The organism is Oceanibacterium hippocampi, from assembly GCF_900172325.1.
Taxonomy (GTDB): Bacteria; Pseudomonadota; Alphaproteobacteria; order Sneathiellales; family Sneathiellaceae; genus Oceanibacterium; species Oceanibacterium hippocampi.
Window position 1 is genome coordinate 12,925 of record NZ_FWFR01000006.1, and the last position, 14,484, is coordinate 27,408.

The 14,484-nt window shown below is 67.5% G+C and carries 14 protein-coding genes; 5 read left to right on the forward strand and 9 right to left on the reverse strand.

Going from position 1 to position 14,484, the window contains the following annotated elements; all coding sequences use genetic code 11:
* Positions 1–3 precede the first annotated feature (3 nt).
* From acpS to folK, 7 genes are all read right to left on the reverse strand, one after another.
* On the reverse strand, positions 4–420 hold the full coding sequence (gene acpS, locus OCH7691_RS21120) for a holo-ACP synthase (protein ID WP_085885606.1): 417 nt from the start codon (positions 418–420) through the stop codon (positions 4–6).
* A gap of 14 nt (positions 421–434) precedes the next feature.
* Positions 435–1,190 carry a pyridoxine 5'-phosphate synthase gene (locus tag OCH7691_RS21125; protein ID WP_085885607.1) on the reverse strand — a complete coding sequence of 252 codons (756 nt, stop codon included), beginning with the start codon at positions 1,188–1,190 and terminating at the stop codon, positions 435–437.
* A 9-nt stretch (positions 1,191–1,199) separates the two neighbouring features.
* Positions 1,200–1,814: a DUF2062 domain-containing protein gene (locus OCH7691_RS21130; protein ID WP_085885608.1), complete on the reverse strand. Its 615-nt coding sequence runs from the start codon at positions 1,812–1,814 to the stop codon at positions 1,200–1,202.
* A gap of 6 nt (positions 1,815–1,820) precedes the next feature.
* Positions 1,821–2,408 (reverse strand): orotate phosphoribosyltransferase, encoded by a 588-nt coding sequence (gene pyrE / locus OCH7691_RS21135; RefSeq protein WP_085885609.1) that lies wholly within the window; start codon positions 2,406–2,408, stop codon positions 1,821–1,823.
* A gap of 27 nt (positions 2,409–2,435) precedes the next feature.
* Positions 2,436–4,577: a RelA/SpoT family protein gene (locus OCH7691_RS21140; protein WP_139839838.1), complete on the reverse strand. Its 2,142-nt coding sequence runs from the start codon at positions 4,575–4,577 to the stop codon at positions 2,436–2,438.
* A gap of 123 nt (positions 4,578–4,700) precedes the next feature.
* The gene (gene rpoZ / locus OCH7691_RS21145) at positions 4,701–5,096 is read right to left on the reverse strand and encodes a DNA-directed RNA polymerase subunit omega (RefSeq protein WP_085885610.1); all 396 of its coding nucleotides are present in this window, start codon (positions 5,094–5,096) and stop codon (positions 4,701–4,703) included.
* Positions 5,097–5,201: 105 nt separating this feature from the next.
* Positions 5,202–5,744, reverse strand: a complete 543-nt coding sequence (gene folK / locus OCH7691_RS21150; protein WP_085885611.1) for a 2-amino-4-hydroxy-6-hydroxymethyldihydropteridine diphosphokinase — start codon at positions 5,742–5,744, stop codon at positions 5,202–5,204.
* Positions 5,745–5,897: 153 nt separating this feature from the next.
* Between folK and OCH7691_RS21155 the strand changes: the two genes are divergently transcribed.
* A complete protein-coding gene (locus OCH7691_RS21155) occupies positions 5,898–6,521 on the forward strand; it encodes a LabA-like NYN domain-containing protein (RefSeq protein ID WP_085885612.1) in 624 nt (207 codons plus the stop codon).
* Positions 6,518–7,183 (forward strand): uracil-DNA glycosylase, encoded by a 666-nt coding sequence (locus OCH7691_RS21160; RefSeq protein ID WP_085885613.1) that lies wholly within the window; start codon positions 6,518–6,520, stop codon positions 7,181–7,183. The genes OCH7691_RS21155 and OCH7691_RS21160 overlap by 4 nt, the downstream gene beginning before the upstream one ends.
* A gap of 16 nt (positions 7,184–7,199) precedes the next feature.
* Here OCH7691_RS21160 and smpB read toward each other — a convergent pair whose 3' ends face one another.
* Together smpB and dapA are read right to left on the reverse strand one after the other, a co-directional pair.
* Positions 7,200–7,655 carry an SsrA-binding protein SmpB gene (gene smpB, locus OCH7691_RS21165; protein ID WP_085885614.1) on the reverse strand — a complete coding sequence of 152 codons (456 nt, stop codon included), beginning with the start codon at positions 7,653–7,655 and terminating at the stop codon, positions 7,200–7,202.
* A gap of 32 nt (positions 7,656–7,687) precedes the next feature.
* Entirely contained in the window at positions 7,688–8,563 is an 876-nt protein-coding gene (gene dapA / locus OCH7691_RS21170) for a 4-hydroxy-tetrahydrodipicolinate synthase (protein ID WP_085885615.1), read from the reverse strand.
* Positions 8,564–8,792: 229 nt separating this feature from the next.
* Between dapA and pepN the strand changes: the two genes are divergently transcribed.
* From pepN to OCH7691_RS21185, 3 genes are all read left to right on the forward strand, one after another.
* Positions 8,793–11,426, forward strand: a complete 2,634-nt coding sequence (gene pepN, locus OCH7691_RS21175) for an aminopeptidase N (RefSeq protein ID WP_085885616.1) — start codon at positions 8,793–8,795, stop codon at positions 11,424–11,426.
* A 74-nt stretch (positions 11,427–11,500) separates the two neighbouring features.
* A complete protein-coding gene (locus OCH7691_RS21180; protein WP_085885617.1) occupies positions 11,501–13,708 on the forward strand; it encodes a lytic transglycosylase domain-containing protein in 2,208 nt (735 codons plus the stop codon).
* Between the two features lie 85 nt (positions 13,709–13,793).
* Positions 13,794–14,483, forward strand: coding sequence for a haloacid dehalogenase type II (locus OCH7691_RS21185; protein WP_085885618.1), 690 nt, complete (start codon positions 13,794–13,796; stop codon positions 14,481–14,483).
* The last annotated feature ends 1 nt before the right edge of the window (position 14,484 follow it).

The following is a 14,484-nucleotide window of genomic DNA, read 5'->3' on the forward strand; positions in this document are numbered from 1 at the left end:
CGGTCATTCGGACGCCGCCTGGCCGGACGGGATCGCGGAAATCAGGACGATCGCCTGCGCCTGCGGCGGCTCGTCGGTGATGGTCAGGTCGATCTGCGCGACCATCCCCTCCGGCGTGATCTCCTCCAGCCGGCGCAGCGCGCCGTTGGTGAGCCGCATGGTCGGCTTGCCGGACCGCATGTTGACGACCCCCATGTCGCGCCAGAACACGCCTTTCCGGAAACCGGTGCCGAGCGCCTTCGAGCAGGCCTCCTTGGCAGCGAAGCGCTTGGCGTAGGAAGCGATGCGGTTGCGGCGGCGCTCCGACTTGGCGATCTCGACATCGGTGAAGATGCGGTCGATGAAACGCTGGCCGAAGCGCTCGATCGTCCGTTCGATCCGCCGGATGTCGATGATGTCGTTGCCGATGCCGATAATCAAGAAACTGTCCCCGTTCAGGCGCTGCGCGCGCCGGCGGCGTCCGCGCGCGCCTTGTCCATTAGGCCGCGCATCCGGCGGATCGCGCTGTCGAGACCGGAGAAGATCGCCTCGCCGATCAGGAAATGACCGATATTGAGTTCGACGACGGTGCGGATCGCCGCGACGGGCGCGACAGTCTCGTAGGTCAGACCATGCCCGGCATGGCATTCGAGACCGAGCTCGTCGGCCAGCGCCGCGGCGCGGACGAGCCGGTCGAGCTGCGCCGCCCGCTCCTCGCCCTCGGCATCGCAATAGGCGCCGGTATGAAGCTCGATCACCGGGGCACCGAGCGCCCGGGCGGTCTCGATCTGCACGGGATCGGCCTCGATGAACAGCGAAACGCGGATCCCGGCCTCGTTCAGGCGGTCGATATAGGGGGCGAGCGTCTCGCGCTGACCGGCAATGTCGAGGCCGCCCTCCGTCGTCCGTTCCTCGCGTTTCTCGGGCACGAGGCAGCAGGCGTGCGGGCGATGGCGAAGCGCGATCGCCAGCATCTCCGGCGTCGCCGCGATCTCGAGGTTGAGCGGCAGGGCGATGGCGTCCATCAGGCGGCTGATATCGCCGTCGCCGATATGGCGGCGATCCTCGCGCAGATGGGCGGTAATGCCGTCGGCTCCCGCCGAGGCGGCCTGAACGGCGGCGCGCACGGGATCGGGATGCCGGCCGCCGCGTGCGTTCCGGATCGTCGCGACATGATCGATATTGACGCCCAACCGTAGCTTGTCTGCCATCTTGTCAGCCTATTGCCTTGGCGCTTCGTCGGCATTCACGCGTCGACGGCCGCGCCGCTTCGCGCCCTGGCCGCGCCGCCGCCTGCGCTCGTTCTGGTACGATTCTATCAGGAAGCGCAAGGGGTAAAAAGTCGCGACCCAGGCGATCACGGCGATCGGCACCGCGGCAACCATCATCGGCAGCAGGATGCTCCAGGCAATATGGGTCAGCACCGCCCACTCGCCGTTGAGCGCCGCTTCCCAGAACCGCTGCAGGGCGGCGCCGATGCCGATCGCGGTCGCCGGATCGTCGCGCCCGATCAGCCAGCTTCCGACCTCGTAGAGAAAGGTCCAGATGAAGGGAAAGGTCCACGGATTGCCGACCACGGTACCGATCGCCGAGGCCAGGATATTGGCCCGGGTCGCCCAGGCGCCGAGCGCGGCGAGAAAGAAGTGCAGGCCCACGAAGGGGGTGAAGGAGACCGCCGATCCCCAGGCGAAGCCGGCCGCCAGCGAGTACGGCGTGCCCGGCATCCGCGCGACGCGATGCGCGACATATGTCGCGAAGCGCCGGAATCCCATCGTCGGCCAGAGAAAATCCCTGAGACGGTGATGGGTGGGGCGATTCTGGCGGCGGCGGAACATGTCGGTTCAGGCGAGCCCGCGGCTGCCTGGTTTCACCGCCGGTGTTGCCGCGAGCGCGGCCGGAACCTCGTCCGGCGCATAACTCGGCACCTCGACCCGGGCCAGCGAAATCAGCGGCACGCCGAGCGCCGCGCTGCCCCCGGAGCGGTCGATCAGGGACGCCTCGGCGACCACCTCGCCGCCGGCGGCGCGGATGCAGTCGAAGCATTCGAGGCTCGACTTGCCGGTGGTGACCACGTCCTCGACGACCAAGACCCGGGCGCCCGGCGCCAGCGTGAAGCCGCGGCGGAGCGCGAAACGTCCCTCCACCCGTTCGGCAAAGATCGAATCCAGGCCCAGATGGCGGGCCAGCTCGTAACCGACGATGACGCCGCCCATGGCCGGCGCGACGACGATATCGACCGCATCGTCACCCAGTTCCGCCCGCACCATCGCGGCCAGCGCCCGACACAGCCGCCCGCCGCGATCCGGCGACATCATGACGCGGGCGCATTGCAGGTAAAGCGGACTGTGACGGCCCGAAGTGAGCAGGAAGTGCCCCTCCAGAAGCGCCCCGGCGTCGCGGAATTCCGAAAGTACCTCTTCATGCGTCATGGCGGATCCGAATGTCTGCTGAATGTCCTAGCCGCTGGCCCGGTCGACGGAGCTGACGACCGGGTCGGCACGTAGCGCGGCGATGATGTTGGTCAGATGCCGCACGTCGCGGACCTGTATATCGATGATCATCTCGAAGAATTCCAGCGACCGGCTGGTGATCTTGAGATTGTTGATATTGCCGCCGTTCTTGGCAATCACCGTGGTCAGGCTGGAGAGCGCGCCGGGCTCGTTCGCGATGACCGTCGTGATCCGCCCGATGTGGTAGTCCTCGGGGCTGCTGTCGGGGCTCCACGAGACGTCGAGCCAGCGTTCCGGGGTCTCGGCATATTGCTCCAGCGTCTCGCATTCGATGGTATGGACGGTGACGCCGCGCCCGGTGCTGACGATGCCGACGATGCGGTCGCCCGGCAATGGGTGGCAGCAACCGGCGAAATGCACGGCCATGCCGGGAATGAGGCCGCGAATGGGCACCGAGTGGCGGTGCTTGCTCTTGCGGTCGGTCCGCGCGCGGGCGAGCGGGACCACGTTGTCGTCCGGTTTCGCCGCCTCCGGAAACAGCACGTCCTTGACCTGGCGCGGCGTCAGCGTGCCCTCGCCCAGCGCGACATAGAGGTCGTCGGACTTGTCGCACTTGAAGAAGCGGACCGCCTCCTGGATCGCGCGCTCGGTCAGGGTCTGGCCGGCCTCGCGGAGGATCTTCTCGGCGATCGCCTTGCCGAGCTCGTGATATTCGACCCGCTGGCGGTTGCGGGTGAAGCGCCGGATCGCCGACCGCGCCTTGCCGCTGACGACGAAGTTCTCCCAGGTCGGCGATGGCGTCTGGTTCTTGGAGCGCAGGATCTCGACCTGGTCGCCGTTGCGCAGGATGGTGCGGAGCGGCGTCATGCGCTGGTTGACCTTGGCACCCACGCAGGTGTCGCCGACCCCGGTATGAACGGCATAGGCGAAATCGACCGGCGTCGCCCCGGCCGGAAGGGCGATCAGGTCGCCCTTCGGGGTGAAGCAGAAGACCTGGTCCTGGAACATGGAGAGCTTGGTGTGCTCGAGGAATTCCTCCGGGTCCGAGGCATGCTCGAGGATCTCCAGCAGTTCGCGCAGCCAGCGATAATCCCTGCCCTCGCCGGTCTCGACCCCCTGCTTGTACTGCCAGTGGGCGGCGACGCCGAGTTCGGCGATCTCGTGCATTGCCTGGCTGCGGATCTGGATCTCGATGCGCTGCTTCTCCGGCCCGATGACCGAGGTATGCAGCGACTGGTAGCCGTTCCGCTTCGGCGTCGAGATGTAGTCCTTGAAGCGATCCGGGACCATCTTGAAGTGGGAATGGAAGACGCCGAGCGCCTGGTAGCATTCCGCGATATTGGCGACGATCACCCGGAAGGCGATGATGTCGGAGAGCTGCTCGAAGGAGACGTTCTTCCGCTCCATCTTGCGCCAGATCGAGAACGGCCGCTTCTCGCGCCCGTTGACGATCGCCTTGACGCCGTATCGGGCGAGGGTCTCGGTAAGCTGCTGGCTGATCCGGCTGACGACGTCGGCGCCTTCCTCGCGCAGATAGCTCAGACGCTTCTGCACCGACGCGCGGGCGTCCGGATTGAGCTCCGCGAAGGCCAGGTCCTCGAGCTCGTCCTTCATGCTCTGCATGCCGATCCGCTCGGCCAGCGGCGCATAGATCTCCATCGTCTCGAGCGCGATCCGGTGCCGCTTCTCCGGGCGCTCGATGAAATGCAGCGTGCGCATGTTGTGCAGCCGGTCGGCCAGCTTGACCAGCAGGACGCGAATGTCGTTCGACATCGCGATCAGCAGCTTGCGGAAATTCTCCGCCTGCTTGGTCCGGTCGGATTGCAGTTCGAGCTGCGACAGCTTGGTGACGCCGTCGACCAGGGTCGCGACTTCCTCGCCGAATTTCGCGGCGACTTCCTCGCGCGTCGCGACCGTGTCCTCGATCGTATCGTGGAGCAGCGCGGTGACGATGGTCGCGGTATCGAGCTTGAGGCCGGTCAGGATGCCGGCGACTTCGATGGGATGGGAGAAATACGGGTCCCCGGAATCGCGCAGCTGGCTTCCATGGGCCCTGACAGTGAACACGTAGGCGCGGTGGAGCAGATCCTCGTCGGCGTCCGGATCGTATGCGAGAACACGATCGACTAGCTCGACCTGTCGCAGCATCAACAGCCCTCGCAAGTCATCGGTCTACCCTGCGCACCCACTAAACTCCGTCGACTGTCGCTGCCGACGTTCTCAGCGTGAGCCAACCGGCAACGGCGCGTCCGCTGCCCGCGGCCGGCGCCTTCACTCGACCTCGGTCTGGCCTTCTTCCTCGTCAGGCACGACAACCGGCTCGGCATCGCTCGACACCTCGATGATGCTGTCGCCACGGGGCTGCTGTTCCTGGGTGACGCCGGCCCATTCGCTTTCGGCCATGAGCAGCGCCATGTTGTCCTCTTCCGGCTCGTCGACCTCGACCCGGCGCTGCAGGCCATGGATCAGATCCTGCCGCAGTTCGTCGACCTCGACCATGCTGTCGCCGATCTCACGCAGCGCGACGACCGGGTTCTTGTCGTTGTCGCGATCCACCGTGATCGAGGCGCCGGCCGAGATCGCGCGCGACCGCCGGGCCGCTAGCAACACCAGTTCGAACCGGTTCGGAACCTTCTCTACGCAATCTTCGACGGTAACGCGAGCCATTCGACGAATTCTCCACATGCGGCAGGGGCCGCGCCAGCGCGGCAACGGGGCCGTCATTGATATTTCATTTGGCGGTCGGAAATCAAGGCTGATGCGCGGTTTGCCTCAATTCTCCCGCGCCGCCGCCGGCGCCCCGCCAAGGGGCCGGAGACTGTCGCTGATGTCGCCGAGCCGGGACAACAACTCGGTTGCCGTGAGCCCGCTCATCGGATGCCGCCAGTCGGGCAGGATATCGACCAGCGGACGCAGCACGAAGGGGCGGTTCTCGAGGCGCGGATGCGGCAGCGTCGCGACCCCGTGGCGGTGCGGCACGGCTGGCGCGACCACATGCCCCCGGTAGTCGAGCAGGTCAAGGTCGACGGTGCGCGATTCCCAGCGCGCCTTGCGGACGCGGCCGAGTGCGGCCTCGATCTCGTGCAGCATGGCCAGCAGGCTGTTGGCCGCGAGCACGGTATCGACCTGGGCGACGCCGTTCACATACCAGGGCTGCCCTTCGTCCGGCACGGGGCGGGTCAGGTACCAGGGGGACAGACGGACGACGGAGACGCCGCCGAGGGCGAGGGCATCAAGGGCGGCGAGCAGCGTTTCTCTCGGACCGCCGTGAACGGGATGATCGAGGTTAGCGCCAAGACCAATCAGTACTACCATAGTGATCCCCTGAAAGTTACGAGACGCGGCAAAAAGCAGATCCGGGAGGCTCCGGCCCGTCAATTCCTGTATTTTTTGGCGTCGCCCGCCGCTATACAATCGGAAGCGCATTTTTGCGACACGTAATCCATTCTCGTATTCAGGTAACGATCAATGCCATTTTATCCACAGGAACGAATTGCCTTGTTTATCGACGGCGCGAACCTCTATGCCGCCGCCCGATCGCTCTCGTTCGACATCGACTACAAGAAACTGTTGGAGGAATTTGCCTCGAAGGGGCAACTCGTCCGCGCTTTCTATTACACCGCCCTTGTCGAGGATCAGGAATATTCGCCGATCCGGCCGCTGGTCGACTGGCTCGACTACAACGGCTACACGATGGTCACCAAGCCGACCAAGGAATTCACCGATTCCCTCGGCCGGCGGAAGATCAAGGGCAACATGGACATCGAGCTCGCCATCGACGTGATGGAGATGGCCGAGCATCTGGATCACGTGGTGCTGTTTTCCGGCGACGGCGACTTCCGTCGCCTGGTCGAGGCGGTGCAGCGCCGCGGCAAGCGGGTGACGGTGGTCAGCACGATCCGCTCGCAACCGCCGATGGTCGCCGACGAGCTGCGCCGCCAGGCCGACACCTTCCTCGAACTGCAGTCGCTCATGCCGCGCATCGCACGCAACCTGCCGCAGCGCGAACAGGCGGCGGCCGGCGACGATTACGACGACTACGAGGACGACGAGGAATATGACGAGCCCGAGAGCCTCGACGGCAACGCATGACGGCACTTCCGAAAGACCAGCCGGCGGCCGCTGAGCCGCCGGTCGACTGCCGCCTGTGTCCCCGGCTCGCCGAATTCAGGGCCGCGAACCGGGTTCGCCACCCGGATTTCCGGAACGCCCCCGTCCCCGCCTTCGGCGACAGGGCGGGACGGCTGCTGATCGTCGGGCTGGCGCCGGGGCTGAAGGGAGCGAATGCCACCGGCAGGCCGTTCACCGGCGACTATGCCGGCGACCTCCTCTACGCGACATTGCTCCGCTTCGGCTGGGCCGAGGGCCGTTACGACCGCCGCCCCGACGACGGCCTGCGGCTGATCGACTGCCGCATCACGAACGCGGTGCGCTGCGTGCCGCCCGAGAACAAGCCGGTCGGCGCCGAGGTCAAGGCCTGCCGGGGCTTTCTCGAGACCGACATCGCCGGCATGACGGGGCTGAAGGGCCTGCTGGCGCTCGGCGGGCTGTCACACAACGCGATCCTGGGCACGCTCGGCGTCCGCCGGGCGTCCTATCCGTTCGGCCATGGCGCGCGCCATGCCCTGCCGAACGGCCTGACCCTTTTCGACAGCTATCACTGCTCGCGCTACAACGTGAATACCCGGGTCCTCACCGAGGACGGCTTCTACGACGTCTTCCGCGGCATCAACGCCTTTTTCGGGCGCGCCTGAAACGGCCGAAGCGACCTCAGACCGAGCGTTTGAGCATCCGCTGTTTCGCGCGCTGCCAGTCGCGGTCGCGCATGTCGGCGCGCTTGTCGTACTGCTTCTTGCCGCGCGCCAGGCCGAGCGAGACTTTGGCGATACCGCGCTCGTTGAAATAGATCGACAGCGGCACGAGGGTCGCGCCGCCGCGTTTCAGCAGGCCGAGCAGTTTGTCGATCTCGCGGCGATGGAGTAGCAGCTTGCGCGGCCGCCGCAGTTCGTGGTTGAAGCGGTTGCCGTGGCCGTATTCCGAGATATGCAGGTTGAGCAGGTAGATTTCCTCACCCTGCGGCGCGGCATAGGAATCGGCGATGTTGGCGCGCGCGGCGCGCAGCGCCTTGACCTCCGTGCCGACAAGCTGGATGCCGGCCTCGAACGTCTCGTCGATGAAATAGTCGTGTCGCGCCTTGCGGTTTTCCGCAACGGTCCGGGATTTCATCTCGATGCTCCGAAGGACAGTCTGTCGTCCCGTCAGTTGATCAGGCCGGCGCCCCGCATGGCCGCCTCGACCGCCCGCTTGGTCGGGTCGGTGATGCCGACCAGCGGCAGGCGGATCTCGTCGCGGCACTTGCCGAGCAGCGACAGCGCGTATTTCGCCGGCGCCGGATTGGACTCGATGAATAGCGCCTTGTGCAGCGGCATCAGTTGATCGTTCAGCTCGATCGCGCGGTCGCGCTCGCCGGCGAGCGCCGCCTCCTGGAAGGCCGCGCAGAGCCGGGGCGCCACGTTGGCGGTCACCGAGATGCAGCCATGCCCGCCGAGCGCGTCGAACCCGAGCGCGGTCGCGTCCTCGCCGGAAAGCTGGATGAAGTCGGTGCCGCAGGCGAGGCGCTGCTCGCTCACCCGCTCGATCTTCGCCGTCGCGTCCTTGACGCCGACGATGTTGGGCAGTTCGGCAAGCCGGGCCATCGTCTCGACGCTCATGTCGATCACCGAGCGGCCGGGAATGTTGTATATGAAGATCGGCAGCTCGACGGCGTCATGTATCGCCTTGAAATGGGCGTACAGGCCTTCCTGGGTCGGCTTGTTGTAATAAGGCGTCACGATGAGCGCGGCATCGGCCCCGGCTTCCTTGGCATGCCGGGTCAGGTCGATCGCCTCGGCGGTCGAGTTCGAGCCGGCGCCGGCGATGACCGGCAGCTTGCCGCCAGCCGTCTCGATGCAGAGTTCGACGACCCGCTTGTGCTCGTCATGGTCGAGGGTCGGCGACTCGCCGGTCGTGCCGACCGGCACGAGGCCGTGCGTGCCTTCCGCGACATGCCACTCGACAAGCCTGCGGAACGCGTCCTCGTCCACTTTGCCGTCCGCAAAGGGTGTAATGAGGGCAACGAAGGAACCGGAAAACATGGCGTAGCCTCCCCTTTGCTGGATGTGGTGCCACAGGCACGCGAAATCGCCGGGCCCGTGCCCGTGCGTCCCCGGTGAACTAACGGATGCCCGGCCCGAAGGCAAGATCCAAGAAGACGCGGCCCGCCCTTCCCCGTGCCGCCCGGCATCACTATGTTGCACGGATATCGTCTTCCGTCGCCGCACCGAACGCCGCCGGCGCACGCCCCGCAAGCAACCAGAGCCCGACATGCCGCAGAACAACCCGGACGTCATTCATCTCGAGGATTACAGGGTCCCCGACTTCCTGATCGAGCACGTCGAACTGCATGTCGACCTGGGCGACGGCGGCACCCGCGTCGGCTCCCGCCTGACCTTGCGGCGGAACGGCGAGCACGGCCGGCCCCTCGTGCTGCACGGCGAGGGGCTCGAGCTTCTGTCGATCGCGCTCGACGGCAAGTCGCTCGCTGCCGGGCGCTACCGGCTCGACGACGAGACGCTGACCGTCGAGGGCCTGGGCGCGGAGGCGGTGCTCGAAACCGAATGCCGGATCGATCCGGACGGCAACACCGCGCTCGAAGGGCTCTACCGTTCGAACGGAACCTTCTGCACGCAGTGCGAGGCCGAGGGCTTCCGCAAGATCACCTGGTATCTCGACCGCCCCGACGTCATGGCGCGCTTCCGCACGACCATCGTCGGCGACCGGACGACCCAGCCGGTCATGCTGTCGAACGGCAATCCGGTGGCCAGCGGGACGACCGGCGACAACCGGCACTGGGTGACCTGGGAGGACCCGTTCCCGAAACCGTCCTACCTGTTCGCGCTCGTCGCCGGCGACCTTGCCGTGGTCGAGGACAGCTTCACCACCCGCTCGGGCCGGGAGGTGGCGCTCAGGATCTATGTCGAACATGGCAACGAGGACCGGTGCGGGCACGCGATGACGGCACTGAAGCATGCCATGGCCTGGGACGAACGGGTCTATGGCCGGGAATACGATCTCGACATCTTCATGATCGTCGCGGTCAGCGACTTCAACATGGGGGCGATGGAGAACAAGGGCCTCAACGTCTTCAACGCGAAATACATACTGGCCAAGCCGGAGACCGCGACCGATGTCGATTTCGACGGCATCGAGAGCGTGGTCGCGCACGAGTATTTCCATAACTGGACCGGCAACCGGGTGACCTGCCGCGACTGGTTCCAGCTTACCCTGAAGGAAGGCCTCACGGTGTTCCGCGACCAGCAGTTCTCGGCCGACATGAACTCGGCCGCGGTCAAGCGGATCGCCGACGTGCAGCGGCTCCGCGCTGCCCAGTTCCCCGAGGACGGCGGCCCCCTCGCCCATCCGATCCAGCCGCAGTCCTATATCGAGATCAACAACTTCTACACCGCGACGGTGTACGAGAAGGGCGCCGAGGTCATTCGCATGATCCACCGCCTGCTCGGCACCGACGGTTTCCGCAAGGGCAGCGATCTCTACTTCGAGCGCCATGACGGCCAGGCCGTGACGACCGAGGATTTCGTCGCGGCGATGGAGGATGCCAACGACGCCGATCTCGGCCAGTTCCGCCGCTGGTACGTGCAGGCCGGAACGCCGCGGCTGATCTGCTCGGGCGACTATGACGCGGCGGACGGGAGCTATCTCCTGACGGTCCGCCAGGAAACCCCGGCGACCCCCGGGCAGCCCGAGAAGGCGCCGCTGCACATGCCGTTCGCCGTCGGCCTGATCGGCCGCGACGGAGCGGACCTGCCGCTCCGCCTCGCGGGCGAGAACTCGGCCGAGGCAGGAACGCGGGTCCTGCAACTTCGCGAGGCCGAAAGCCGTTTCCGCTTCGTCGACATTCCCGAGCGCCCGGTGGCCTCGCTGCTGCGCGGCTTCTCCGCCCCGGTCCGGCTCGAATTCGCCCAGCCGGCCGAGGACCTCGCCTTCCGGATGGCGCATGACAGCGACGACTTCAATCGCTGGGAAGCGGCGCAGGAACTGCAGAACAAGGTCCTGCTCGGCCTCGTCGCCGACCGCCGCGCCGGCCGGCCGCTGGTCCTGCCGGATATGCTTGCCGAGGCGCTCGGCACGGCCCTCGACGATGACGGCGCGGATCCCTCCCTGCTTGCCCTGATGCTGACCCTGCCGGGCGAGGTCATGCTCGCCCAGCATATGGAGGTGATCGACGTCGAGGCGATCCACGACGTCCGCGAATTCGCCGTGAAGGCCCTGGCCGAACGGCTTCGCGACCGCCTGCTGGCGCGCTACCGTGCCTGCCACGCAGCCGCCCGCCCGGGCTTCGACGGGGCATCGATGGCCGCCCGCCATCTGCAGAACGCCTGCCTCGCCTATCTCAGCCAGCTCGACGATATCGGCCGGGAGACCGCGCTCGCCCAGTATCGGGAGCGCCGGACGATGACCGAGACGATGGCCGCACTCGCCCGCATCGCCGCCAGCGACTGGCCGGAACGTGACGAGGCCCTGGCCGATTTCCACGCCGCCTGGCGGAACGATCCGCTGGTCATCGACAAGTGGTTCACGGTGCAGGCGACGGCGGCCCGGGCCGATACCCTGGAGCATGTCCTGGCGCTCGCCGGACACGAGGATTTCACGCTTCGCAATCCGAACCGGGTGCGTGCCCTGATCGGCGCCTTCGCCAGCGCCAACCCGACCGCGTTCCATCGCGCCGACGGCGCCGGCTATGATTTCGTCGCCGAGCGGATCCTCGCGCTCGACGCCAGCAACCCGCAGGTGGCGGCCCGGCTAATCGCGCCGTTCGGCCAGTGGCGGCGCTATGACAAGGCGCGTCAGGAACGAATGCTTAACCAGCTGAAACGTATCGTGAGCCAGCCGGGGCTCTCGAAAGACGTCCGCGAAGTCGCTTCCAAGAGCCTGAACTAAAGGGACGCGTCGTGGGATTCGCGGCGAACGGATGATATCGTCGACGCAGTCGACCTTGCTGACGGGAGAGTGAGTTGCGCCTGGTCGCCAGTCTCTCTGGGATCGCCTGCCGGACCGTCTGCGGTCTGGCGCTTGCCCTGGCCGTTCTGCCGGACGGCACCACGGCCCTGGCCCGGAGCGTGCCGTTGCCGGTCGCCAAGCCCGACGTGCCCGCCAGGGCATCGGCCGCGCCGGCCGCAGACCCGGAAACGCCCGTCGCCGCCGACGATGCCGCGCCGCTTCCGGCGGCAAAGCCGGTCGTGCCGACCGCTGCCGCCGACGGCACCCCGCTCCCGCTCGACAAGCCGCTGCATCTGGTCGCGCCGCGTTACCTCACGCCAACGGACCTTCAGCTCTACCGCGCCGCCTTCAAGGAAGCACACGCACGGCGCTGGGCCGAGGCCGAACGGATCGCCGGCAAGGCCTCCGAACGATTGCCCGGCGTCGCGGTGACCTGGATGCGGCTCAGAAGCGATGACGACGCGTCCTATGCCGAGATCGAGGCCTTCCGCCTTCGCCACCCCGAATGGGACGCGCTCGGCGACCTCGACGGCCGGGCCGAGGAGGCGCTGGCCCGGCAGGGCTCCAATGCCGCCCTGCTCGCCCGCTTCGCGGCCAGCCCGCCCGGCCGGCCGCTCGCCATGGTCCGCTACGGCGAGGCCCTGCTCGCGACCGGCGAGACCGCGAAGGGCGAGGACTGGATCCGCCGGGGCTGGGTCGCGGGCGATTTCGACGCTGCCGACGAGGCCCGGATCTGGCGCCGCCATCGCGCGCTGTTCACCGCCTCGCACAACATCGAACGTCTCGACCGCCTGCTCTGGGACCAGCGCCGGAGCGCCGCCGGCCGCATGCTGCGCCGGGTCGACCAGGACTATCGCAGTCTCGCCGAGGCCCGCCTTGCCCTGATGGGCCAGTTGCCGGGCGTCGACGGCGCGGTGCGCCGGGTCGCCGCCCGCTACCGCGACGATCCGGGCCTCGCCTTCGAACGGGCCCGCTGGCGCCGCCGCGCCGGACTCGACGACGGCGCCCAGGAGATCCTTCTCGACCCGCCGGCCGCGCTCGGCCGCGCCGACGCCTGGTGGGGGGAAAGCCGGATCCAGGTGCGCGAGCTGCTGCGCAAGGGTTTCATCACCGACGCCTACCGCCTCGCCGCCGGACATCGCCTCGAGAGCGGCGGCAGCGAGTTCGCCGAGGCCGAATGGCTGGCCGGATGGGTGGCGCTGCGCTTCCTTCGCGACAGCCAGGTCGCGCTCACCCATTTCCGCACGCTCTACGAGAATGTCAGCTACCCGGTCAGCCGGGCCCGCGGAGCCTACTGGGCCGCCCGCGCCGCCGAGGCCATGGGCGAACGCAACGGCGCGGCCCGCTGGTACGGGCTCGCCGCCACCCATCGCACCACCTTCTACGGCCAGCTTGCCGCCGGGAAGGCCGGCCTGCGTCCCGGCCTGGACGAGGCGCCGCCGATCACGATACGGGCCGCGGCGCGGCGCGACTTCGACCGGCGCGAGCTGGTCCGGGCGGCACTGATGCTGGCCGAGGTCGGCGAGGATTCTCTGGTCCGACGGATCGTCCGCAACCTTTCAAGGACGGCGAAGACGCGCGAGGATCACCTGCTGGTGGTCGGCCTGGGCGAGCGCATGGGGAGCACCGCGCTGGCGCACCGCGCCGCGAAGGACGCCCTGAAGGACGGCATCGTCCTGCTCGACCAGGGCTGGCCGGTCGAACTCGGCGTGGCCCCCGCCCCCGACATCGAACTGCCGCTGGTGATGGCGGTGATCCGGCAGGAAAGCGGTTTCGACGACGGCGCGGTCTCGCATGCCGGGGCGCGCGGCCTGATGCAGATCATGCCGGCCACCGCCCGGCAGGTCGCCGGCGAGCTCAAGATCCGCTATTCGCACGAACGGCTGCTCGGCGATCCCTTCTACAACAGCCAGATTGGCAGCCGTTACCTCGCCGACCTGATCGCCCGTTTCGACGGCTCCTACGTGCTGGCGCTGGTCGCCTACAATGCCGGCGAAGGGCGGGCCCGGCGCTGGATCCGCGACTGGGGCGACCCGCGCTCGGGCGCCATCGACCCGATCGACTGGATCGAGCTCATCCCGTTCACCGAGACCCGCAACTACGTGCAGCGGGTGCTGGAAAATCTCCAGGTCTACCGCTCACGCATGCATGGCAGCGGGGCATTGCCGGACAGCCTCCGCACCGATCTCGAACGCGCCATGCGGGGCCGCGCCGATTCCTGAATCGGGGCGGCAATCGGTCACTGGACAAAGGCAGCCGTTCGGCTACCGTACCGCCCGAAGCGAGTAGTGGCAGAGGAAGCGGTTGATGAGCGATATCCGGTTCGACGATATCGGCGCCTGCGTATTCGACGCCTATGGCACGTTGTTCGACGTCAACGCGGCGGCCCGCGAGGAAGCGGCGGCGCTGGGCGATGACTGGCAGCGGCTCGCCGAGACCTGGCGGAGCCGCCAGCTGCAGTACACTTGGCTGCGCAGCCTGGCCGGCCGCCACGCCGATTTCTGGCAGGTCACCGGCGATGCGCTGGATTTCGCCCTTGCCGAGATCGGAAAGTCGGACAGCGCCCTTCGCGAACGCCTGATGGCGCTCTATCTGCGCCTAGACTGCTACCCGGACGTGCCGGCAACGCTGGCCAGGATCAAGGCGGCGGGAATACGGACCGCGATCCTCTCGAACGGCTCGCCCGACATGCTGGCCTCGGCGGTCGCCAATGCCGGCATCGGCGACAGTCTCGATGCCGTTCTCTCGGTCGAGGAGGTCGGCATCTTCAAGCCCCATCCCCGCGTCTACCAGCTTGCCGTCGACCGCCTCGGCGTCGGGGCCGGGCGGATCTCGTTCCAGTCGTCGAACGGCTGGGACGCCTACAACGCGAAGGCATTCGGCATGCGGGTGGTCTGGTGCAACCGCTTCGGCCAGCCGGCCGAGCGGATCCCCGAGAGCCCGGATGCCGAGGTGACCAGCCTCGCCGCGCTGCCCGCAATCCTCGGCATCGCCTGAT

What these genes read in the sequence shown, in the direction of transcription:
- OCH7691_RS21125 (WP_085885607.1), bottom strand. Translation starts at nt 1,190, where the DNA reads ATGGCAGACAAGCTACGGTTGGGCGTCAATATCGATCATGTCGCGACG.
- OCH7691_RS21130 (WP_085885608.1), bottom strand. Translation starts at nt 1,814, where the DNA reads ATGTTCCGCCGCCGCCAGAATCGCCCCACCCATCACCGTCTCAGGGAT.
- pyrE (WP_085885609.1), bottom strand. Translation starts at nt 2,408, where the DNA reads ATGACGCATGAAGAGGTACTTTCGGAATTCCGCGACGCCGGGGCGCTT.
- OCH7691_RS21140 (WP_139839838.1), bottom strand. Translation starts at nt 4,577, where the DNA reads ATGCTGCGACAGGTCGAGCTAGTCGATCGTGTTCTCGCATACGATCCG.
- rpoZ (WP_085885610.1), bottom strand. Translation starts at nt 5,096, where the DNA reads ATGGCTCGCGTTACCGTCGAAGATTGCGTAGAGAAGGTTCCGAACCGG.
- folK (WP_085885611.1), bottom strand. Translation starts at nt 5,744, where the DNA reads ATGGTAGTACTGATTGGTCTTGGCGCTAACCTCGATCATCCCGTTCAC.
- OCH7691_RS21155 (WP_085885612.1), top strand. Translation starts at nt 5,898, where the DNA reads ATGCCATTTTATCCACAGGAACGAATTGCCTTGTTTATCGACGGCGCG.
- OCH7691_RS21160 (WP_085885613.1), top strand. Translation starts at nt 6,518, where the DNA reads ATGACGGCACTTCCGAAAGACCAGCCGGCGGCCGCTGAGCCGCCGGTC.
- smpB (WP_085885614.1), bottom strand. Translation starts at nt 7,655, where the DNA reads ATGAAATCCCGGACCGTTGCGGAAAACCGCAAGGCGCGACACGACTAT.
- dapA (WP_085885615.1), bottom strand. Translation starts at nt 8,563, where the DNA reads ATGTTTTCCGGTTCCTTCGTTGCCCTCATTACACCCTTTGCGGACGGC.
- pepN (WP_085885616.1), top strand. Translation starts at nt 8,793, where the DNA reads ATGCCGCAGAACAACCCGGACGTCATTCATCTCGAGGATTACAGGGTC.
- OCH7691_RS21185 (WP_085885618.1), top strand. Translation starts at nt 13,794, where the DNA reads ATGAGCGATATCCGGTTCGACGATATCGGCGCCTGCGTATTCGACGCC.